This window comes from Microbispora corallina (genome assembly GCF_016863035.1).
GTDB classification, from domain to species: domain Bacteria; phylum Actinomycetota; class Actinomycetes; order Streptosporangiales; family Streptosporangiaceae; genus Microbispora; species Microbispora corallina.
Genome location: NZ_BOOC01000007.1, coordinates 94,288 through 115,331 on the forward strand (window position 1 = coordinate 94,288; position 21,044 = coordinate 115,331).

General features: G+C 71.4%; 22 protein-coding genes and 1 tRNA gene. 12 read left to right on the forward strand and 11 right to left on the reverse strand.

Annotated features, from left to right (window positions below; translation table 11 throughout):
* Positions 1-971 precede the first annotated feature (971 nt).
* Complete coding sequence (locus Mco01_RS11410; protein WP_204056860.1) at positions 972-1,754, forward strand: methylenetetrahydrofolate reductase; 783 nt, start codon at positions 972-974, stop codon at positions 1,752-1,754.
* 1,111 nt (positions 1,755-2,865) lie between these two features.
* On the opposite strand, the gene Mco01_RS11415 is transcribed toward Mco01_RS11410, so the two are convergent.
* Positions 2,866-2,939, reverse strand: a tRNA-Arg gene (locus Mco01_RS11415).
* Between the two features lie 95 nt (positions 2,940-3,034).
* Here Mco01_RS11415 and Mco01_RS11420 point away from each other — a divergent pair.
* Positions 3,035-4,033: a tyrosine-type recombinase/integrase gene (locus Mco01_RS11420; RefSeq protein ID WP_204056861.1), complete on the forward strand. Its 999-nt coding sequence runs from the start codon at positions 3,035-3,037 to the stop codon at positions 4,031-4,033.
* Between the two features lie 79 nt (positions 4,034-4,112).
* Here Mco01_RS11420 and Mco01_RS11425 read toward each other — a convergent pair whose 3' ends face one another.
* Positions 4,113-4,505, reverse strand: a complete 393-nt coding sequence (locus Mco01_RS11425) for a VOC family protein (protein WP_204056862.1) — start codon at positions 4,503-4,505, stop codon at positions 4,113-4,115.
* 245 nt (positions 4,506-4,750) lie between these two features.
* On the opposite strand from Mco01_RS11425, the gene Mco01_RS11430 reads away from it, so the two are divergent.
* A complete protein-coding gene (locus Mco01_RS11430; protein ID WP_204056863.1) occupies positions 4,751-5,959 on the forward strand; it encodes a sensor histidine kinase in 1,209 nt (402 codons plus the stop codon).
* A 98-nt stretch (positions 5,960-6,057) separates the two neighbouring features.
* Here Mco01_RS11430 and Mco01_RS11435 read toward each other — a convergent pair whose 3' ends face one another.
* Both Mco01_RS11435 and Mco01_RS11440 read right to left on the reverse strand, forming a co-directional pair.
* Entirely contained in the window at positions 6,058-6,405 is a 348-nt protein-coding gene (locus Mco01_RS11435; RefSeq protein WP_204056864.1) for an STAS domain-containing protein, read from the reverse strand.
* A 169-nt stretch (positions 6,406-6,574) separates the two neighbouring features.
* Positions 6,575-7,207 (reverse strand): TetR/AcrR family transcriptional regulator, encoded by a 633-nt coding sequence (locus Mco01_RS11440; protein WP_204056865.1) that lies wholly within the window; start codon positions 7,205-7,207, stop codon positions 6,575-6,577.
* A gap of 74 nt (positions 7,208-7,281) precedes the next feature.
* On the opposite strand from Mco01_RS11440, the gene Mco01_RS11445 reads away from it, so the two are divergent.
* A complete protein-coding gene (locus Mco01_RS11445) occupies positions 7,282-7,965 on the forward strand; it encodes a carboxymuconolactone decarboxylase family protein (protein WP_204056866.1) in 684 nt (227 codons plus the stop codon).
* 115 nt (positions 7,966-8,080) lie between these two features.
* On the opposite strand, the gene Mco01_RS11450 is transcribed toward Mco01_RS11445, so the two are convergent.
* Complete coding sequence (locus Mco01_RS11450; protein WP_204056867.1) at positions 8,081-9,052, reverse strand: Gfo/Idh/MocA family protein; 972 nt, start codon at positions 9,050-9,052, stop codon at positions 8,081-8,083.
* A gap of 103 nt (positions 9,053-9,155) precedes the next feature.
* Between Mco01_RS11450 and Mco01_RS11455 the strand changes: the two genes are divergently transcribed.
* The 8 genes from Mco01_RS11455 (at position 9,156) to Mco01_RS11490 (ending at position 15,306) form a co-directional block, all read left to right on the forward strand.
* Positions 9,156-9,983 carry a phosphotransferase gene (locus Mco01_RS11455; RefSeq protein WP_204056868.1) on the forward strand — a complete coding sequence of 276 codons (828 nt, stop codon included), beginning with the start codon at positions 9,156-9,158 and terminating at the stop codon, positions 9,981-9,983.
* 63 nt (positions 9,984-10,046) lie between these two features.
* The gene (locus Mco01_RS11460; protein WP_239103540.1) at positions 10,047-11,012 is read left to right on the forward strand and encodes a cobalamin biosynthesis protein; all 966 of its coding nucleotides are present in this window, start codon (positions 10,047-10,049) and stop codon (positions 11,010-11,012) included.
* Between the two features lie 115 nt (positions 11,013-11,127).
* Positions 11,128-11,364, forward strand: a complete 237-nt coding sequence (locus Mco01_RS11465; RefSeq protein WP_239103526.1) for an SHOCT domain-containing protein — start codon at positions 11,128-11,130, stop codon at positions 11,362-11,364.
* A gap of 10 nt (positions 11,365-11,374) precedes the next feature.
* A complete protein-coding gene (locus Mco01_RS11470) occupies positions 11,375-11,749 on the forward strand; it encodes a thiol-disulfide oxidoreductase DCC family protein (RefSeq protein ID WP_036331845.1) in 375 nt (124 codons plus the stop codon).
* An 89-nt stretch (positions 11,750-11,838) separates the two neighbouring features.
* Positions 11,839-12,747: an ABC transporter ATP-binding protein gene (locus tag Mco01_RS11475; RefSeq protein WP_204056870.1), complete on the forward strand. Its 909-nt coding sequence runs from the start codon at positions 11,839-11,841 to the stop codon at positions 12,745-12,747.
* A complete protein-coding gene (locus tag Mco01_RS11480) occupies positions 12,728-13,528 on the forward strand; it encodes an ABC transporter permease subunit (RefSeq protein WP_204056871.1) in 801 nt (266 codons plus the stop codon). The genes Mco01_RS11475 and Mco01_RS11480 overlap by 20 nt, the downstream gene beginning before the upstream one ends.
* A gap of 20 nt (positions 13,529-13,548) precedes the next feature.
* On the forward strand, positions 13,549-14,595 hold the full coding sequence (locus tag Mco01_RS11485) for a PucR family transcriptional regulator (RefSeq protein WP_204056872.1): 1,047 nt from the start codon (positions 13,549-13,551) through the stop codon (positions 14,593-14,595).
* A 21-nt stretch (positions 14,596-14,616) separates the two neighbouring features.
* On the forward strand, positions 14,617-15,306 hold the full coding sequence (locus Mco01_RS11490; RefSeq protein WP_204056873.1) for an SHOCT domain-containing protein: 690 nt from the start codon (positions 14,617-14,619) through the stop codon (positions 15,304-15,306).
* A 102-nt stretch (positions 15,307-15,408) separates the two neighbouring features.
* Here the strand turns inward: Mco01_RS11490 and Mco01_RS11495 are convergent, their stop codons facing one another.
* The 6 genes from Mco01_RS11495 to Mco01_RS11520 form a co-directional block, all read right to left on the reverse strand.
* Positions 15,409-16,368, reverse strand: coding sequence for a quinone oxidoreductase family protein (locus Mco01_RS11495; RefSeq protein ID WP_204056874.1), 960 nt, complete (start codon positions 16,366-16,368; stop codon positions 15,409-15,411).
* A 67-nt stretch (positions 16,369-16,435) separates the two neighbouring features.
* Positions 16,436-17,095 carry an HAD family hydrolase gene (locus Mco01_RS11500; protein WP_204056875.1) on the reverse strand — a complete coding sequence of 220 codons (660 nt, stop codon included), beginning with the start codon at positions 17,093-17,095 and terminating at the stop codon, positions 16,436-16,438.
* A complete protein-coding gene (locus tag Mco01_RS11505; protein WP_051458990.1) occupies positions 17,085-18,170 on the reverse strand; it encodes an ABC transporter ATP-binding protein in 1,086 nt (361 codons plus the stop codon). Before Mco01_RS11505 ends, Mco01_RS11500 begins: the two co-directional genes overlap by 11 nt.
* Positions 18,167-19,036 carry an ABC transporter permease gene (locus Mco01_RS11510; protein WP_084370217.1) on the reverse strand — a complete coding sequence of 290 codons (870 nt, stop codon included), beginning with the start codon at positions 19,034-19,036 and terminating at the stop codon, positions 18,167-18,169. The genes Mco01_RS11505 and Mco01_RS11510 overlap by 4 nt, the downstream gene beginning before the upstream one ends.
* Entirely contained in the window at positions 19,024-19,860 is an 837-nt protein-coding gene (locus tag Mco01_RS11515) for an ABC transporter permease (RefSeq protein ID WP_036331854.1), read from the reverse strand. The genes Mco01_RS11510 and Mco01_RS11515 overlap by 13 nt, the downstream gene beginning before the upstream one ends.
* 4 nt (positions 19,861-19,864) lie before the next feature.
* On the reverse strand, positions 19,865-21,016 hold the full coding sequence (locus Mco01_RS11520; protein ID WP_204056876.1) for an ABC transporter substrate-binding protein: 1,152 nt from the start codon (positions 21,014-21,016) through the stop codon (positions 19,865-19,867).
* Positions 21,017-21,044: the final 28 nt, after the last annotated feature.

Genomic DNA, 21,044 nt, shown 5'->3' on the forward strand with positions numbered 1-21,044 from the left:
AGCAGAAGACGGCCGGCGAGGTGTGTCGCCGCCACCCTTGACCGGCCATACGAGGCCAGGGCCCTACGTCGTATGCGCGTCGCCGCGAGTGCTCAGCTAGCCGATTTCATTTGCTACCGCCGACTGGCCAAATAAGACGACGTCTTATGACACCGCACATGACTGCTGGCCTGCTGGTGCTTAGCTGGCTGCGGTGCTCTTGGCGTTGATCATTCCGATCATGTTCCGGATCTTGCTGCCGATGGCATGCCAAGCTTGTCGATATGGAGAGCACTTCAGTGCGCAGGGTCCTGGCTGTCAAGCCGGAGGGTCCGTGGCTGGTCATTGTCGACAGGGCCTGGACTGTCGAGTCACTTAATGCGGGGACTGATACTCCTTTCGAAAGATCAAGGATGTGGCTCCTCCCTCTACTGGAGAGGTCACGCAACGAATTGGAGAGCGACGCCAGACAGTTGCTGGGTCCCGATGATCCAGACCTAGCCCAGGCGTTGCGGGCGGTTGTCCAGCGTGGTCTCACCGCGTGGTCTGACTACTGGATCTCAAGGACCCTGGCATGGATGGTTACTGATAAGATCGCGCTCTTCGCTGAGTTGCTCCAAGAGATCGCCCTTGGACGAGGGTCTCAAGCCACTCAGCACGCTGCGAAGCGGCTCTTGAAAGAAAATGGCCTCTGGCCGACCGATCCTCGCCGGCCGTCATAACCAGTTTGGAAGATCTCGGCGCGCGGCCCTCTGAGCTGCTACGTCCCAGGTCAAAGGCGGTATCGCCTTACCTGTGAGTCACCGTGATTCCCCCTTGGCGACCCTCCTGACGGGCACGCAGCGGGCACCGCCTGAGAACCCCGTGCGGACGGACACATCCGGCTTCCACCTCAGCCCCTCGGGTCCTCGGCGATGCGCGGGCGATCACCGCCATGCGCCGGTCGATGAAAGCGAGTGGTTGGCCGCCTCTGCCTTCTCTAGGTTGGCTCCATGACTGATCACCCGTTCCAGATCATCTGCGAGATCGAACCGCCCACCCGGCCAGACCTGAAGCACGTCCGGCACCAGATCGGCACCCTGAGCAAGGTGGCCGACACTTTCCTCGTGCCCGACAACCACATCGGCCGTGCCACGGTGTCCAGCGTGGCGGTCGCGCACGAGGTTGAGGCAATGGGGGGACGTAGTATCGCCTGCCTCAACTCACGCGACCGTAACCTGTTGGGGTTCCGCCGGGACCTGCTCACCGCAGCCGCATACGGCGTCGACCAGTTCCTGTTCGTCTACGGGGACAAACCCAGTTCAGGCAGCCGAACCGGAGAGCTGAACGTGCGGGCGATGATCGAGGAGGTCCGCGCCCTGCCGAAGGACAGTGCGTTCGCGGGAGTGCGGCCCTTCCGCGTTGGCACAGCTGCGGCGCTGCGTCCGCTGCCGGCCTGGAAGCGAGCAGCGGACTTCATGTTTGTCCAGGTCAGCTTCTCGCTGGAGGCCCTGCTGAGGTGGCGGGAGGCCAACCCGGTGGACGTTCCGGTATATGCGGGCGTGATGGTTCTCGCAAGTGAGGCGCACGCCCAACGTCTCGCGGCTGCGATCCCGGACATCGACATCCCGAGCGGACTGGTGGAGAAGGTCGCCTCCGACCGCCTCGCCGGTGTTGAGGCCACCTGCGAGCAAGTGCTTCAGATCCGAGACTCCGGAGCTTTCGACGGCGTACATCTAATCCCGGTGGCCCGGTATCGCGAGGTAGCCGCGCGCCTGGAGCACCTGCTCAGCTGACGGCATGGTTGGGCAGTCCTGGCCGGTAATCGGTCCGGCTGCTCGGAGCACCTTGGCGGCGGCGCGTCGCTGGGGTCGGTGAGTGCGTTGGGTACGGCGGGGGTGCGTGGTACGGGTACGGCCCCGGGGCGCCGCCGGCCGCACCCGGCCCCCAGGCCACACGTCCGGCCGGCGGGCGGCAGAGGGCCGGGTACGGCGGCGCGGCGCGCCGCCGCTTGAGAAGACCAAACCGCAAAGCAACAAGCGGTTCACCGACTCGGGCAAGACCCACGATGATCGTGGGCTCAAGCACCGGGGCGAGAAGGACACGCGGCAGGTACCGATCCCGCCCGAGCTGGTCGCCATCCTCCGCGAGCACATCGAGCGGCACGGCGTCGGCGACGATGGACGGCTGGGTCTCGGCTCACACCGGGACCCTTCGGCCTGTCCTGAGCTGATCAGTAGCCCGCCATGCGCTGGTGCCACCATCCGTCAAGCTGCGAGGGAAGCAGTTGGTAAGAACGAGGCTCGGGGAGAGTGCGCCTGCGGTATTCCTCGTCGAGGCGGTGTACCAGTCGTCCGAGATCGCGACGAGCTGCGGGTGGCAGTCGACGTAGTGCGAGTTCCAGGGTGTCGCGCGCCTCTGCGGGGTCACAGCATGGACATTGATATGGCGACAGATACAGGGTGCGGCCCCGGCGTCGGAGGAAGCTTTTGTACTGATCAAGGGCTTGAGCGACGATGCCTGTCCCCAGTCCTTGGGCCTCCAGGCGCGCGATCGCCGCGAGAGTTCGGCCGGATATGCCAGGAATCTGACAAGTCGGCCGGTCCCTTCTTTGGGCTGCTGCTTGGCAAGCGCGGATGGCGCTGGGCGGCCTACGGGGCATCGCCCTTTCTGATCGTCATGGTTCGCATCGTGCCATACCTCGACTCCATGGACGACCCTGCGGAGCTCCCTCTCGGATTCGTTCCTGAGGCCGGCGGAATCTGCATGCCGACCTGCGGAAACGCGCCCAAGATCATTCCGGGACTGGCCGCCTGAGGCTGCATCTGGTGGCCCACGGCTGCGCACGCTGGGAGTGCGGGATCAAGCAGAAGCCCAGGTCAGAGGGAGATGGGCTGATGAGGAGAGCGCGCCCTGAGGGATTCGAACCCCCGACCGTCGGATTAGAAGTCCGATGCTCTATCCAGCTGAGCTAAGGGCGCCTGAAAATGGGGATTGACCAGCGGGGATGCTGACCCTGGCTTAAGGTAGCATAGCCGCACACCGATGAAACAGCATCGGATTTGGAGCTTTCCCCATGGGTAGATCCCCACTGCTGCGTGACCTGGTCCCCTCCTGGCGCCTGGCGCTGGAGAGCGAGAAGCTCGCCGCCGGAACGATCACGAGCTACCTCCACTCCGCCCGACTCCTGATCGAGTACCTCGACAAGCATGACATGGCCGGGCAGCTCGACAAGATACGGGCGAAGCACCTGCGCGCCTTCCTTGCCGCGCGGTTGAACGGCTGCTGGCTCGACGACACGCGTGTCCAGCCGTGCCCCTGCGGCGACACCCGGGCCCGCAGCGCCGGCGACGCGCACAAGCACTTCCGCAACCTGCGGGTCCTGTTCAACTGGCTGGTCGCCGAGGACGAGCTCGCGGCCTCGCCCATGGCCAACGTCGCCCCACCCAACGTCGTGGTGCAGCCGGTCGAGCCGCTCACGGAGGAGGAGCTGCGGCTGATGCTCAAGACGTGCGACGGCACCACGTTCATCGACCGCCGCGACACCGCCATCATGCGGATCCTGCTCGACAACGGCATGCGCGGCTCCGGCCTCGCCGGGCTGCGCTACCACCCCGACGACCCCGAGCTGACGGACGTGTTCCTGCCCCAGCATGTGCTCCGGATCCGGTTGAAGGGCGGCCGCACGCACATGGCGCCGATCGGGCGGAAGACCGCGGCCGCCGTCGACCGTTATCTCCGCGCCCGGGCCCGTCACAGCCACGCCGACAGCCCATGGCTGTGGCTGCCCGAGCGCGGCCGTACGGCGGCCGGCGGCGACCGCCGACTCACCACGACCGGCATCCTGCAGATGCTCAAGCGCCGGGCCAAGGAAGCGGGCATTCCCGGGGTCTACACGCACCGGTTCCGCACGACCATGGCCACGTCGTTCCTCGACGCCGGCGGCGACCCGATCGACCTGATGCGCGTCGGCGGCTGGAACTCCCTGGCCATGGTCCAGCGGTACACCGCGGCGACGGCCGAGCGCCGGGCGCGCGAGGCGCACGCCCGGCTGTCACCCAGCGACCGGATCTAGCAGGCGCCGGCCCACGGCCTCGACTCCGCCCTCGGCCAGGCGCCCTCTCCACCACCCCGAGCACGACATGGCCTGTGCGTCATGCTGGGCCGAGCAGGTCCCATCGGTTGCCCGCGATGTCGAGGAACACGGCGACGCGCCCATAAGGCTCGGTACGGGGCGAGGTCACGAACTCGACGCCGGCGGAGACCATACGCTCGTACGCGGTGTCGAAATGATCAACCTGGAGGAAGAACCCGACGCGGCCGGCTACTTGGTTCCCGACGGCAGCGTCCTGGCGCTCTCCATCGGCCCGGGCGAGCAGGATGCCGGTCTCGGCTCCGGGTGGCCGCACGACCACCCACCGCTTCGGCCGTCCGTCGTTCGTCAGCGAGGGCGAGTCCTCCACGAGATCGAACCCCAGAAGTTCGGTGAAGAACTCGATGGCCGGGTCGTACTCCTTGACGACGACAGCGACGAGATCGATTCGCATCGCAGGAGCATAGGCACTTTCCGCAACGTCGGCACCGCGGCACCGGCTGGTGCGGGTGGCCGCGTCACTCCCAGGACAGCGTGTCCGAGGAGTGCCGCGGCCTTACCTCTCGGGAACCCGAGGCGCACGATGCGAAATACATCGACAGACGCTCCCCGCCTCAGGGGGTGACCTCCTTGGGACAGGAGCACCTCACGGTCTGCTGAGAGGGCACAAGGCGGACCGCCGCGCAGAAGGAATCTCTCGTGCGAACCACCCTGAACCTTGCCGGCGTCCCGTCGATCGTGGCCGAATTCGCCACATCACACCGCCGCCGGATCGCCGACGCGCTCCTGGCGACAGCGATCCTCTGCTTCACCGTCCCGACGACGCTCCTGGGTCTGTCCTTCTCACTGTGGGGCCCGATACCGGATTGGATCGAGATCCTCGTCGAGGTGATCACGGTGGGCACCCTGCTGATCCGCCGGCGCACCGCGCTCCCCATGATCGTCGCCTCGGTCCTCTGCGCCGTCCTCACCGGGCAGATCGTGCCCATGGCCTTCGCCGCGTACTCGATGACGGCGGAGAACAAGGTGCGTCACTGGCAGCTGATGTCCGTCCCGCTGGTCGCGGCCGCCGCCGCGATCGACTACGTGGACCCCAGGACGGACGACTTGCTCTACCTCTGCCTGGTGCGCGCGCTGACGCTCATCTACCTGCCCGCCCTGGTGGGAACGTGGGTGCGCGGCTACCGGGGGATGATCCTGGAGTTGCGGGCGGGGATGCGGGAACGTGAGCAGCAGGCCGCCCGCCGGGAGCGCCGCAAGATCGCGCGGGAGATGCACGACACCGTGACGCACGCGGTGACCGTGATGGTCCTCAACGCGGGGATGCTTCACGAAGCCACGGACAGCGAGGTGGACAGGCTCGCCGCCACGATCGAGGACAAGGGTGTGGAGGCCCTCGGCGAGCTGCGCGAACTGCTCACGGTGCTCCGGCGTGAGGACACGCCGCGGACCGCGGCGGGGGCGAGGGCGGTCTCCGGCCTTGTGGAGGAGGCGGCCGCCACGGGCACCCGGGTCACCCTTCACTACGACCTGCCCGACATCGGTCTTCCCACCCAGGTGGGGCACGCCTGCTACCGGGTCGTGCAGGAGGGGCTGAGCAACGTCAGCAAGCACGCCCCCCGATCCCGGGTGCGTGTCGTCTGCGAGGCCCACGACGGCGTCGTGACCGTCTCGGTGGTGAACGACAGGGGCGGGGGCGGGCCGCGGATGTCTCTCCAGCGCCTGCTCCCTCATTCGGGTTTCGGCCTGGCGGGGCTCGAGGAGCGCATCACGCTCCTGAACGGGCGGTTGGAGAGAGGACCGACTCCCGACGGCGGCTTCATGCTGACGGCGCGGATCCCCCTCCAGCCCGGCGCCCGGCTCTCCGGGGCCTCCGCGGATGAGGCGGCGGGCGGCGAGAGGCCGTGAAGCGGTGACGCCGAGAGGGCGGGCCGAACCAGCGCCACCATCGAAGCAGGCCTGCGCCGGGATGCCGGCCGTGGGGAAGCGGGGGACAGACGCCGCGGCTACGGCTCGGCGCCGTAGGTCAACGCGTCTTCCAGCGTGGGATAGGTGGGGATCCGGCCGGTGATCCCCATCAGGTCGAAGAGCCGCTGCTGGTGAGTCGAAAGCCCGCAGACGGCCACCCGGCCCGCCTGGTCAAGGCGGCTGTAGCAGTCGAGGATGACGTCCATCCCGGAGCTGTCGATGAAATCCAGGTGGGTGAGGTCGAACAGCAGGAGCACGTCGGGGCGCGTCAGAGGGGTTTCCACTGCCTCGCGGACCAGGTGCTGGTTCGCGGCGTCCAACTCTCCCGTCACGGTGATGATCGTGAACGGGGGGTACAGGTTCGTGGTGACGTGAAGGTCTTTCATGAGAGCCACCACTCGGCTCAAAGGATGCGTGAAGCACATCTGCGTGTCTTGGACCGATTCTCCCAAGCCCCGGCCCACCGATCTCATCCCGCCCCCACCTACAACTCAAGGAAGCCTCCGGCCGGGCGCCTGCTCGACGCCAGGGTTCGGCGTCGTTCCGGTCGGCGGCCTATGGGAGCGGGAGGCCGACAATCTTGGCCAGAAAACGATCGACCTGCTCCTCCAGCGGAGGCCATGGCAGGTCCGGCTGATTGAGCCGCATCGACACGGCCCCGTGAACCGCCGCCCTCAGGTCCAGTGAGACCACCGCGGCGTCGTCGGCCGGGGCGAGCCCGGCGTCCATGCACCGCTGCACCGCGGCGGTGGTGCGCTCGGCCAGCTCCTGCTTGAACGTCATGGCCGCCCGCTGATTGAGCGTGCTCTCGTGCAACACCTTGTACAGGCCGCGGTGCTGTTGAACCCACCGGCCGAGGAGCAGGACGCGGGCACGCAGCTTGCCCGCCGGCCCCGTGGCGCCGGTCTCGGCCTGGTCGACGGCCTCCACGAGATCGCGATGGAACCTCTCCAGGGCGGCCAGTACGAGCGCGTCCCGGTCGGCGAAATGGATGTACACCGAGGTCGCCGCCACGCCCACCTCGCGGGCCACCGCGCGCATCGACAGGGCTTGATCGTCGCCGTGTTCGTCCAGCAGGCGCAGGGCGGCGCCGACGATGTCCTCGCGCAGCCGCTCGCCCTTGCCACGCGGGTTGCGGCCACGCCTGCCACCGGGGGAGCCGGCCGGGGCGGGGGAGGTCTCGTGCATGGTGCCCTATTGTAGGCAAACGACCGTTGCACTACAGTCGTAGCGCTACAACCGTCCACTTACGGAGGACTTCCATGGAGAACCAGGTGAAGGCGCTGGACCCGGTGTTCGCCGAGATGAACGCCGCCACAGACCGCCTCCTCTGGGAGGAGATCGGCGAACTCACCAGGCGCGAGAAGGTCCTGCTGTGCCTCACCGCCGACGTCTGTCAGCAGACCCTCGGCCTGCCCTTCCACCAGCACGTGACGATGGCGGCGGACTGCGGCCTGTCGGCCGACGACCTGCGCGAGCTGCTCCGCTTCGTCGCCTACGACAGCGGCTACCCCGCCGCCCTGGCGGCCCTCGCCCGCCTGACCGACCTGGAACGGGAGCACGCCCTGCCCACCCCCACCGGCCAGGGCCACGAGGTGAACGCCGACGGCGCGGGCAGCCCGCTCCCCGAGGCGATGCGGCAGGCCGTGGCCGCCCTCGACGCACCGTTCGGCGCCTACATGGACCTGCAGTCGAGGATGCGCGCCGGCATGCGGCTGCTGTCGGTCCGTGAGCGCGCCTTCATCACGATGACCGTCGACGTGCTCTTTCAGACCCTGCAGGAGAGCTTCCGCGCCCACCTGACGCGCGCCTTCGGCGCCGGCGCCACACCGGAGGAGGCCCGTGCCGTCGTACGGTTCTCCGCGCAGTTCGGCATGACCAAGGCCTGGCGCGCCATGCACGTGCTCGACGCCCTGCTCACCGAACTCGACGCCGTCCAAGCGTGACGCCGCGGGCGGGCCCGGCCCTGGACCGTCATCACCGGCCCGTCATGATGAGGAGGCATGACGGGCCGGGTCCCGGCGATCAGGACGCGGACTCCGAAAGGCGTAGACCCGATTGTCAGGCCGTGCCCCGGGGAGCCAGCCCGGCCTTGCGGTAGATCTCGTCGATGATCGCCATCGTCGCGATGGAGTCGGACGGCGGGGTGAGGTTGCCCTCCCCGGTCCGTACGGCGGAGTCGAACGCCCGCAGTTGGTACGTGTACGACGGGTCGCCCGTGACCCGCTCGCGCCGGGTGACGCCGTCGATCGTCACCGACAGCCGGTTGAACATCTGCGGCAGCGCGAAGTTCACGACCCGCATCTCGCCCGCCGAGCCGGTGACCCGGGCCGCGATCCGCAGCAGCTGGGACGACCACATCGAGGCGTGGACCCGGCCGGTCGCGCCGGACGGGAACTCCAGCGTGGCGGTCATGGCCCGGTCGACGCCGGGCGAGTGGAGGCGGGCCCGGGCCGAGCGTACGACCGGCTCGCCGCCCCCGAGCAGCCGGGCGCAGTGGACGGCGTAGCACCCGGCGTCCATGAGCGCGCCGCCGGACAGCGCCAGCGAGTAGCGGATGTCGGAGAAGCGGGGGAGCGGGAAGCACATCCACGTCTCCACCTCGCGGATCTCGCCGAGCTCCCGGACGACCGCGGCCATCCGCTGTGCCAGCGGGTGGTAGCGGTAGTGGAACGCCTCCATGACCACGGTCCCGGCCTTGTCGGCCGCCTCGGCGACCTGGCGGGCCTCGGCCTCGTTCGAGGTGAACGGCTTCTCGCACAGGACGTGCTTGCCGGCCTCCAGGGCGCGCAGGGTCCACTCGGCGTGCAGCGCGTTCGGCAGGGGGTTGTACACGGCGTCGATCGAGGGGTCGGCCACCAGGGCCTCGTACGAGTCGTGGACCGCCGGGATTCCGTGCCGCGCGGCGAAGGCCTCGGCCCGCGACCGGTCGCGGGCGGCGACCGCGGCGACCTCGACTCCCGGGACCTGCCCGGCGGGCTTCACCAGGGCGTTCGGGGTGATCCGGGCCGCGCCGAGGGTTCCGATTCGCACCTGATCATCCTAGTTGCTGGGGGACGCGTCACGTAAAGACGACGGCGAGGAGAGCGCCCGTCGAGAAGCCGCATCCCAGGCCGGGCCGCTACCATCGTTCGGCATGTCACCGCGTCTGGCCCTTCCCGAGATCCCCCTTGGCGGCGAGATCACCGGAGAGGTCACCCGCGGGGTCGTACGCGTCGGCGGCACGGTCCGCCGTCCCGCCCGCCCCTCGTCGCCCGCGGTGCACGCGCTGCTGCGGCACCTGGAGGCCGCCGGGTTCGAGGGCGCTCCGCGCGCCCTCGGCACCGACCACCTGGGCCGCCAGGTCCTGACATACGTCGAGGGCGAGGTGCCGGGCCGTCCGCTGCCCGGGTACGCGGTGACCGGCGAGGCGCTCGCCGCCCTCGCGCGGCTGCTGCGCCGCTTCCACGACGCCGCGGCGTCCTTCACGCCGCCGCCCGCGGCCCGGTGGGAGGACGGCTCCGCGGTCGGCGACCGGCCGGAGATCGTCGGCCACTGCGACGTCACCCCGCGCAACGTCGTCTTCCGGCCCTCCTCGCCCGGGGGCGGCGCCCTCGTGCCGTACGCGCTGATCGACTTCGACCTGGCGCGGCCGGTGACACGCCTGTTCGACGTGGTGACCACGCTGCGGCACTGGGCGCCGATCGCCGACCCGGTCGACCGCGATCCCGTCCAGCGCACCCTCGACGCGGGCGCGCGCCTGCGTCTCTTCTGCGACGCGTACGGCCTGGGACCGCGCGACCGGCTCCGGCTGCTGGAGACGGCCCGGACCCGGTTCGGCCGGTCGTACCAGGTCATGCGCGACAAGGCGCGGGCGGAGCCGGGATGGGCGCGCATGTGGGCCGACGGCGCGGGGGAGCGCATCAGACGGGCCGCCGCCTGGCTCGACGCCAACGAGGACGCCCTGCACGCTTATCTGATCTGACCGCCCGCCCCGGACGAGCCCGAGGTGAGGGGCTGCGGGAGAATGCCGGGCGTGAAGCGGATCATGGACGGGCCCACGGTCGCGGGGATGCTGCTGGGCGCCGCGGCCGACGCCGTCGTGGGCGATCCCCGGCGGGGCCATCCGGTGGCCGCCTTCGGGACCGCGGCCACCGCCCTCGAAAAGCGGATTTATCGTGACTCGCGCTCGGCGGGGGTTCTCTTCACCGCGGCCCTCGTCGGCGGAGCGGCCGCCCTGGGCCTGCTCGCCGACCGGCTGACCCGCTCGCGCCCCCTGGCCCGCACCGCGGTCACCGCCGCCGCCACCTGGGCCGTGCTGGGCGGCACCAGCCTCGCCCGGGAGGGCGCCGCGATGGCGGCCTCGCTGGAAGAGGGCGACATCCGCGCCGCGCGCGAGCGGCTGCCCCACCTGTGCGGCCGCGACCCCTCGGGTCTCGACGCCGGCGAGCTGGCCCGTGGAACGGTCGAGTCGATCGCCGAGAACACCTCCGACGCCGTGGTCGGGCCGCTCGTGTGGGGCGCGGCCCTCGGATTGCCGGGGTTGCTCGGATACCGGGCGGTCAACACGCTCGACGCGATGGTGGGCCACCGGTCGGCGCGGTACGAGCGGTTCGGCTGGGCGTCCGCCCGGCTCGACGACGTGGCGAACCTCCTGCCCGCCCGGCTGACGGCCGCGCTCACCGTCGCGCTCGCGGGCACCGCGGGCGGCTCGCCCTGGAGGGCCGCCGCCGTGCTGCGCCGGGACGGCCACCGGCACCCCAGCCCCAACTCCGGGCACTGCGAGGCCGCCTTCGCCGGGGCCCTCGGCGTACGGCTCGGGGGCGCGAACGACTACGGCGGGCGGGTCGAGCACCGGCCGGAGCTGGGCGACGGGCCGCGGCCGCGCGTCCGGGACATCCGCCGGTCGGTACGGCTGGCCCGCGGCGTCTGCCTCGCGGCCGTCGTCCTCGCCGCCGGCGCCCGCGCGGCGCTCGCCCCACGACGGAAGGCGTCCCGCCCGGCACCCGTGTGATCCCGCCCCGCCCGGCGTGACCGCGTTCCACGTGGCGTCCGTCTGAACGCGTCCCGATCGGCGCCGGGCTCAAGGCGCTTCCGATGCGGCGAGTGGAGCGGTCATGATGGGGGCCATGTCGGCGCTCTTTCTCCTGCTGGTCCTCGCGGTGGTCTTCAGCGTCGCCGTGGCGGTGATCGTGATCGTCGTCCTCGCGCTGGGCAACGGCCGCCGGCCCCGGCGGATCCCGCCGCCACCGGCCCCCGCGCCGCGGCCGGACGCGCGGGAGATCCTCCGCGCGCGGTTCGCCGCCGGGGAGATCGACGAGGACGAGTACCTGCGCCGAATGTCGGCCTTGTCGCAGGATTGGTAGCTTGGGCAGTGTGGGCGGTGAAAACCGGCTCCTGCTGGTCTTCGATGGGGAGTGCGCCTTCTGCCAGATGTGCGTGAACGCCGGGCGCAGGCTCCTGCCGTACATGCCCGTGGTCCGCGCCTGGCAGTTCGTGGACCTCGGGGCCCTGGGACTCACCCGTGACGAGGCGTCGGCCTCGGTCCAGCTCGTCGGCCCACGCGGACTGCACGCCCACGGGGCGCGGGCGATCGGCGTGATGCTGGCCCTCCAGCCCCATCCCCTGTGGCGTCCCCTGGGCCGGGTCATGCTGGCCCCGCCCGTGAGCTGGGCGGCTGAGGGGGCGTACCGGCTGGTCTCCCGCTACCGCCACCTCCTGCCCGGCGCCTCCGTGAAGGACGCCGCCTGAGCGGTTGCCGGATCCGGGAACGCAAGGGCCGGCCAGCTGTCCGGGTCCGGGCATGTCCCCGCGGGCCGCCGGGGCAGCACCATTGCGTCATGACAGCAGTAGTGGAGACCGAAGGACTGACGAAGTTCTACGGCACGAGGCGGGGCCTGGAGGACCTGACGCTCGCCATCCAGCCGGGGGAGGTCTTCGGCTACCTGGGCCCGAACGGCGCCGGGAAGACGACCACCATCCGGCTGCTCCTCGACGTGATCCGCCCCACCTCCGGCCGGGCGACCGTGCTCGGAGCGGACACGCGGGACACCCGGGTGCGCGCCAGGATCGGGTACCTGCCCGGTGAGCTCGCCCTGGAGGGCCGGGAGAAGGCCCGCGACTACCTGGAGTTCCTCGCGGGCGTGCGCGGCGGGGTGAGCCGGGGCAGGATCGACGAGCTGGCCGAGCGGCTCGACGCCGACGTGTCGGTCAGGATGAGCGAGCTGTCCAAGGGCAACAAGCAGAAGGTCGGCCTCATCCAGGCGTTCATGCACGAGCCGGAGCTGCTCGTCCTCGACGAGCCGACGAGCGGCCTCGACCCCCTGGTGCAGCAGGAGTTCCTCGCCATGGTCCGGGAGGTGCGCACCTCCGGCCGTACCGTCCTGATGTCGTCGCACGTGCTCGCCGAGGTCGAGCACGTGGCCGACCGGGTGGGGATCGTGCGGTCGGGCCGGCTGGTCGCGGTCGAGGACGTGGCGGCGCTGCGCGAGCGGGCCGTACGGCACGTGGAGTTCCACTTCGACGCGCCGGTGCCGAAGGAGGCCTTCGAGGGCCTGCCGGGGGTCCGGGACCTGGTCGTGGAGGGCACCTCGCTGCGCTGCACGATCGACGGGCGGCCCGACGCGCTCATCAAGGCGGCGGCCCGGTTCACCGTGGTCCACATGGTCAGCGCGGAGCCGGACCTCGAGGAGATCTTCCTGACCTACTACAGCGAGGAGGAGGCGCGCCATGGCCGCGCTGGTGCGTAAGACGCTGCGCGAGTACCGCCGCGCGCTCATCGGGTGGACGGTCGGGATGTGCGCCTTCTTCGGGATGTACATCTCGATCTGGGCGAGCATGAAGGACGATCCGCAGACGCTGAGCGCGCAGGCGCTGGCCAAGTATCCCGGCGCTCTGCGGGACCTGATGGGCGGCCTGGCCGACGTCGGGACCGGCGTCGGATTCCTCCAGACGGTCGCCTACCAGCTCCTCGGGCCGATGCTGTTCGTCATGGCGGCCTCGGTGCTCGGCAACCGGGCGATCGCCGTCCCCGAGGAGGCGGGCACGCTGGAGCTGACCGTGACGCTGCCGATCGACCGGCGGCGGCTCGTCCTCGACCGGTGGATCGGGCTCGCGCTCGGCGTGCTGGTCGTGGCCGTGGTGACGTTCGCGGTCATCGCGGCGGCCGCGTCCGGCGCCGGCATGGGGGTGCCCTTCGGACGGCTCCTCGCCGCCCACACCGGGTTGTTCCTTCTCGTGATGTTCTTCGGCACGCTCGCGGTCTGCGCGGGGGCGGTGACCGGGCGCAGGCAGGTCGGGCTGGCCGTCGTCGGGGTGTGGGCGGTCGCGGGCTACGTGGTCGAGACGCTCGGCCGGAGCGTGGACGCCATCGCCTGGCTGCGCTGGCTCTCGCCGTTCCACTACTACCTGGACGGCAGGCCGCTTTACCAGGGCTGGCCCGTCGGCGACTACCTTGTGCTGCTGGGCGCGACGGCCGTGCTCCTCATGACGGCGGTGCTCTCCTTCGAGCGGCGTGACGTAGGGGTGTGATGGACAGCGTTCTCGCTCGCGTGAGCGAGGCGACAGGGGTGCCCGCCGACCTGCTCGGCGGGTTCCTCGCCGTACTGGCGGCCTCCGCCGCGACCGGGCGCCTGCCGGGCCGGGCCGACGTGGACGGCCTGCGCGAGAGCGGGGCCCTGGCCGCCGAGCGCGGCATCCCGCTGCGCGTGCTGGCCGACGCCTGCCTGCACGCCGCGGAGATCACCTCCGGCGGCGCGTTCGGCGCCGTACGGCGGAGCATGGCGGCCTTCGCCGAGGGCTACGAGGAGGCCCAGCGGGCGGCGATCCGGCGGGAGGAGGAGGCCCGCCGCGTGTTCGTCGACGACCTGCTGCAGGGCCGGGCCGACGCCGAGCGGGCCGAGCACTTCGGCCTGCGGCTGGCCGAGGCGTACGTCGTCACGGTCGCCCGGCCGGCCGCGCCGCTGCCTCCCGGCGACCCGCTGGTGCGCAGGATCGAGCAGGCGATGGTCGCCCGGTTCGGCTCGCACAACATCCTGGTCGCGGCGCGGGACGGCCTGCTGGTGTGCGCCTGCCCGGCGTCGCTGACGGCGGCCAGCGGGGAGTTCACCCACCACGTGCGGTCGGGCCTCGACGCGTGGCGGGTCGGCGTGGGCCGCGCCCACCAGGGTCCCGGGGGGATCGTCACGTCCTACCGGGAGGCGGCCAACGCCATCGACCTGGGGGAGCGGCTCGGCCTGCGGGCCCAGGTGCTCAAGGCGTCCGACCTGCTGGTCTTCCCGGTGCTGCTGCGGGACAGGAACGCGATCGTCGACCTCGTGTCCACCGTCCTCGGGCCGCTCACCGCCGCGCGCGGCGGGCCGGAGCCGCTGCTGGAGACGCTGGAGGCCGTCTTCGCCTCCCAGGGCAACCACACGGCGGCGGCCCGGCGGCTCGGCATCAGCACCCGGGCGATCACCTACCGGCTGGAGCGGATCCGCCGCCTCACGGGGTTCTCGCCGACCGACCCCACGCAGCGGTTCACGCTGGAGACGGCGGTGCTCGGGGCGCGGCTGCTGGAGTGGCCGGCCCGGCCGCTGCGAGATCACCCCGAGAGGTGAGCTCTGGCCTATATTCGTCCCGTGCTGACCCCACTCCAGCTCGTCCGGCGGTCCATCGGGCTGCTCGCCGGGCTCGGCGCGTTCTGCTGCGCGCTGACTCTCCTGTACCTCGCCTCGCACGCGGTCATGTCCATCGGCGGCAGCTGCGGGTCCGGGGGCCCGTACGTCGTCGCCACGCCGTGCCCGCAGGGCATCGGCTGGATCGTCCCCGTCTCGATCATCGGTGGGATCGCCGCGCTCGGCGTGTACGCGATCTCGGCGCTGCCGGTGGGCCCCCGGCTGACCTCCCTCGCCTGGCCGGCGCTGTTCCTCAGCCTCGGCTGGGCGTTCCTCGACGCCGCCCTCGCCCCGGAGAGCGGCGTGGAGTGGAGCTTCATGGTCTGCGCGGTGCTCTTCCTGCTGATGGGCGGGGCTCCGCTGCTGCTGTTCGCCAACCGCGAGGCGCTGCGGCGGCTGCTGTGGGGGACGCCGCCCCCGTCCGCCCCGCCCGCCCCGGCGGCCCCGCGTCCGGGCGAGGTCCGCTGGACCACGAGTGTGCGGCTCCCCGGCGACGACCGCCCCCACGTACGGCCGGTCGTGCCCGCGCCCGCCCCGGAGCGGCCGAACCTCGTGGGCGAGCTGGAGCGGCTGGCCGCCCTCCACCGGGCCGGCCAGCTCGACGACGACGAGTACTCCACCGCCAAGAAGCGCCTGCTGAACGGATCCCACTGATGAGCCCCGCCGCCGTACGCGTCCTGTCGATCGTCCTGCACGTGGTCGCGATCGCCGGGGGCGTCTACCTCGGCGTGCTCGTCTTCCACGCCGCGACCTGACTCACGGGATCAGCAGCAGCTTGCCGGTGGTGCGGCGGGCCTCGAGGTCGTCGTGGGCGCGGGCGGCCTCGGCCAGCGGGTAGCGCTGGGACACGTGCACCTTGAGCGCGCCGGACGCCACCCACCCGAGCACGTCGTCGGCCCGGGACAGCAGCTCCTCGCGGGTGGCGACGTAGTGGCCCAGCGAGGGCCGGGTGACGAAGAGCGACCCCGCCGGGTTCAGCCGCTGGAGGTCGAAGGGCGGCACCGGCCCGCTGGCCGCGCCGTACAGGGCGAGCAGGCCGCGCGGGCGCAGCGACGCGAGCGAGCCCTCGAAGGTCGCGGCCCCGACGCCGTCGTAGACCACGTGGACCCCCGCGCCGGTGATCCGCCTGACGGCCTCGGGGACGTCCTCGTAGCCGATGACCTCGTCGGCCCCGGCCTGCCGGGCGAGCTTCTCCTTCTCCGGGGTGGAGACGGTGCCGATCACCCGGCCCCCGCGCAGCTTGACGATCTGCGTGAGCAGCAGGCCCATGCCGCCGGCGGCCGCGTGCACCAGCACGTCGTCACCCTGCCGCACCGGGTACGTCGAGTGGGTGAGGTAGTGGGCGGTGAGGCCCTGGAGCAGCACCGCGGCCGCCAGGTCGGGCGCCAGCCCCTCGGGCAGCAGCACCGCTTTGTCGGCCGGGATGACGGCCTTGTCCGCGTACGAGCCGACGACCTGCGCCCACCCGACGCGGTCGCCGGGCACGATGTCGGTCACGCCGTCGCCGACGGCGGTGACCGTTCCGGCCCCCTCGGAGCCGGGCACCAGCGGCAGCGGCAGGGGGTAGCGGCCCTCCCGGTGGTAGACGTCGGTGAAGTTCACCCCGGCGGCCGCCACGTCCACCAGCACCTCGCCGGGGCCGGGCTCGGGATCGGGGCGCTCGGTGTACTCGAGCACGGAGGAACCCCCGTAGGCGGGGACGACGACGGCACGCATCTGCGACTCCTTCTGCGACTCGGCTTCATCGTCCCCAACCCCGGGGGTCTCGCGGGTTGTTCCCGCCTCAGGTCGCCCGCGTGACGAGCAGGCGCAGCAGCGCCAGATCGACGTTCTCCAGTGAGGAGACCGCCGCCACGCCCTCCGGCGCGGTCCCGCCGAGGCCGACCGCGAGGACGGCGCAGCCCGCGCCGGCCGCCGACGCGATGCCGGTGGGGCTGTCCTCGATCGCCACGCACGAGGCCGGGTCGACGCCCAGCCTGCGCGCGGCGGCGAGGTACGGATCGGGGGCGGGCTTGTTCCGCTCGCTGTCCCCGGCCGCGACCGACAGCCGGAACCGGTCGCCGCCCACCGTCTCCAGCACCAAATCGACGACCGGGCGGGGGGAGGCGCTGACCAGGCCGGCCGGGATCCCGGCCGCCCGCAGCGCCTCCAGCAGCGCGACGGCGCCGGGCAGCGTCGTCACGCCGTTCTCGATCTTGGCCGTGAACGCCGTGGTCAGCAACGCCGCCACCGCTGCGGGACCGGGGGAGCCGGGGATCCGTCCGGACACGTGACTCGCGGCGTCCTCGACCGGCAGGCCGAACAGCGCCTGCCGGTCCTCGGGGCCCAGCGCGGACCCGAGGCCGACGGCGACCTCGGCGCAGGCCTCCCACCACAGGTCCTCGGTGTCCACGAGGGTGCCGTCCATGTCGAACAGCACCGCGCCGAGGGCCTCAGACGACATCGGGCTCGGGCACCGCCGTCCGCACGTCGCCGGTCTCCGTACCGGGGGCCACGAGCACGGGCCGCTCGACCAGCGAGACCCGCACCTTGGTGCCGGGCGCCAGCCGCAGCGCGTCGTGACCGGGCACGTCGGCCAGCGCCTCGGTGCCGTCGGCCAGCTGCACGCGCAGCCGCGCGGTCGAGCCGCGGAACGACGAGACCATGACGAGGGCGCCGCCGTCGCTCTCCGGCGTGACCAGCACGGTCTCCGGCCGCACCAGGACCTCGACCCGCTCGGCGGACGGCGCGGGGCCGTCGATCGGCAGGCTCTGCCCGAGCACCTCGACGCGGTCGCCCACGACGGTGCCGGGCAGGTGGTTCATGGTCCCCACGAACTCGGCCACGAACGGGGTCGCCGGCCGGTCGTACAGGGTGGCCGGGTCGGCGACCTGCTCCAGGTGGCCGTCGCGCAGGACGGCGACCCGGTCGGCCATCGACAGGGCCTCCTCCTGGTCGTGCGTGACGAAGATCGTCGTGATGCCGAGCGAGAGCTGCAGCCGCCGGATCTCCTCCCGGAGGGTGACCCGGACCTTGGCGTCCAGCGCCGACAGCGGCTCGTCGAGCAGCAGGACGCGGGGCTCCAGGGCGATGGCGCGGGCCAGCGCGACCCGCTGCTGCTGCCCGCCGGACAGCTGGTGGGGGTAGCGGCCCCCGATGTGCGGGAGCCCGATCAGCTCCAGCAGCTCCTGCGCCCGCTCGTGCCGCCGGGCGGCCGGGACCTTGCGGACCCGCATGCCGAAGGAGATGTTGTCGCGGACGTTCAGGTTCGGGAACAGGCTGTAGGACTGGAAGACCATCCCGGCGTCGCGGCGGTTGGCCGGCACCCGGGTGACGTCCTTGTCGTCGACCAGGACCTGGCCCTCGTCCGGGTGCTCGAAGCCGGCCAGGCAGCGCAGCGCGGTGGTCTTGCCGCAGCCCGAGGGTCCGAGCAGGGCGATCAGCTCGCCCGGCTCGACCGTCAGGTTGAGGTTGTCGAGCGCGACCGTCGCGCCGAACCGGCGCCGCAGCCCGCGGAACTCGACCCGGGCCCCGTTCATGAACCACTCCTTTGCCTCGCACCGGCGGAGGACAGGACGAGCAGCAGCAGCCAGGTGATCAGCAGGCTGAACACCGAGACGGCCACGGACACCTGGGCCTGCGAGCCGGAGATCGTGTAGATCCAGACGGGGAAGGTCTGGAAGCTGAGCAGCTGGGCGATCGTGAACTCGCCGAGCACCAGGGCCAGCGTGAGGAAGCCGGCGCTGGCCAGACCGGACCGGAGGTTCGGGATGATCACGCGGAAGACCACGTGCGGCCACGACGCCCCGAGGTTGCGGGCCGCCTCCGACAGCGTGCGCACGTCGATCGCGCCGAGCCCGGCGTCCAGCGACCGGTACACGAACGGCAGGGCCAGCACCACGTACGCGAGTACGAGCACGACGGGGAAGTCGGGGTTCTGCACCGCGATGATCGTCTGGTAGAACGGCGTGCTCGCCAGGTAGTCGGGACCCCAGCGGAGCACCGTGCTGATCCCGGCCACGAACGTGATCGGCGGCACGACCAGCGGGAGCGTGCACACCACCTCGAGGACCGTGCGCAGGCGCGGCGCGCTGAGCCGTACGGCGATCATCGCGGGCAGCGTCAGCAGCAGGACCAGCGCGATCGTGACCACGCCGAGCCCGAGCGACAGCAGCAGGCTCCGGCCGAAGCCCTCGGCCGAGAAGATCTGCCCGTACGCGTCGAGCGTGAATCCCTCGCTCGGGTCGTCCACCGTGAAGACGAACGACGCGAGCAGCGGCACCAGGAAGTAGAGCGCCGCGACGACGAGGACGGCCCCCCGCCACACCCTGGGCCTGCGCGGCCGGCCCTTCGCCGCCGCGGGCGGCGTCGCGGCCGGGGCGACCTGCGGGGTCACCGTAGCCATCGGGCACTCCTCTTCTGGAGCGGAAGGTAGATCGCCATGACCACGCCGGCGATGACGATCATGTCGAGGCTGAGGGCGAGGGCCACGTTCTCGTGGCCGATGAGCACGTTGCCGCTCAGCGCCGCGTCGATCTGCAGGGTGACCAGCGGGACCGAGCCGCCGACCATCGCCTTGGCGGTCGCGTAGGCCGCGAACGAGCCGCCGAACAGCAGCACGAACCCGCCCAGCAGCGTCGGGCCCAGCACCGGGATGCCGACCCACCGCCAGAACTGCCAGGTGTTGGCGCCGTTGTTCTGCGCCGCCTCCCGCCACTGGGGCTTCAGCCCGTCGAGCGCGGGCACGACCGTCAGCACCATCAACGGGATGGAGAAGTAGAGGTAGACCAGGGTGAGACCCCAGAAGTTGTAGAGGTTCCACCCGTGGTCGGACAGGCCGAGCGCCTGGGTGACCACACCCGAGTTGCCCAGCGTGGCGATCCAGGCGAACGCCAGCGGCACGCCGCCGAAGTTCGCCAGGACGCCCGAGGCCGTCAGCACGGCCTCCCGCAGGGCCCGGAACCGCGACGTCACGACGGCCTGGGCGAGGAACGTGCCGAGCACGGCCCCCACCACGGCGACCACCGTGGAGATCTTCACGCTGCCGAGCAGGGCCGTGAGGTACGCCCCCTGGAGGGACTCGGTGAGGTTCGCCGCGCTCACCGAGCCGTCGCGGGTGAACGTGCCGCCGAGGAGGACCAGCAGCGGCACGCCGAAGATCAGGGCGATGAAGGCCAGCAGCGGGACGGCCGCGAGCCAGCCTTTCGATCGCGTACGGTTACCGGTCACCGGGTCAGCCCGCGACCGCCGCGCCCCAGCCGCTCGCCAGGACCTGCTTGGCCTTGTCGACCTGCTCGGGCGTCGGGAAGGTGGGGTCGCCGTCGACCTTGGGAAGCTGGGCCACCAGGGCGGCGTCCGCGGTGCCGTCCTGCTGCATCGCCGGCAGCAGCACCGGGCGGGCGTAGCCCTTCAGCCACAGGTTCTGGCCCTCGGCGCTGTAGAGGAACTCCTGCCACAGGCGGGCGGCCGCCGGGTGCGGGGCGTACTTGCTGACGGCCTGGGAGTAGAAGTTCGCGTACTTGCCGTCGCCGGGGATGGCGACCTTCCAGTCCACGCCCTTGCTGGAGAACTCCTTGGCGTAGCTGGCCTGGAGGTAGTCCCAGTCGATCGTGATGGGCGTCTCGCCCTTCTCGACCGTGGCCGGGGTGGCCTCGACCGGGGTGAAGTTGCCGTTCTCCTTCATCTTCTTGAAGAAGTCGATGCCGGGCTGGATGTCGTCGAAGGAGCCCTGGTTGGCCAGCGAGGCGGCGTAGACGCCGGCGAAGGCGGCGCCGGCCTTGGTCGGGTCGCCGTTCAGCGCGACCTTGCCCTTGTACTCCGGCTTCAGCAGGTCCGCGAAGGACTGCGGGCACTCCTTGACGCGCTTGGCGTCGCAGCCGATCGAGATGTAGCCGCCGTAGTCGTAGTACCAGGCGCCGTTCGCGTCCTTCTGGCCGTCCGGGATCTTGTCCCAGCTCTGCACCTTGTACGGGGCGAACAGGCCCTCCTGGGCGCCGCTCAGGGCGAAGGCGCTGCCGAGGTCGAGGACGTCGGGGGCGCGGTCCTGGCCCTTCAGGGTCTTGACCGCGTTGATCTCGTCCTGGCTGGAGCCGTCGGGGTTGTCGCTGTTGATCTTGATGCCGTACTTCGCGGTGAACGCGCTGATGAGCTCGCCGTAGTTCGCCCAGTCCGGGGGCAGCGCGATGACGTTGAGCTGTCCCTCCTTCTTGGCGGCCTCGACCAGCTTGTCCAGGCCGCCGAGGTCCTGGGCGGAGGTGGCCGTGGCGGCCTTGGAGCCGCCCGAGCCCGAGGCCGCGGTGTCGGTCTTGGGGGCCGCGCCGCACGCGGCGATGATCGAGGTCGTTATGGTGAGCGCGGCCACCAGGCCGACGGTACGTGTGGACAAGGGTCCCTCCCACTGATTGTGTGGCTTG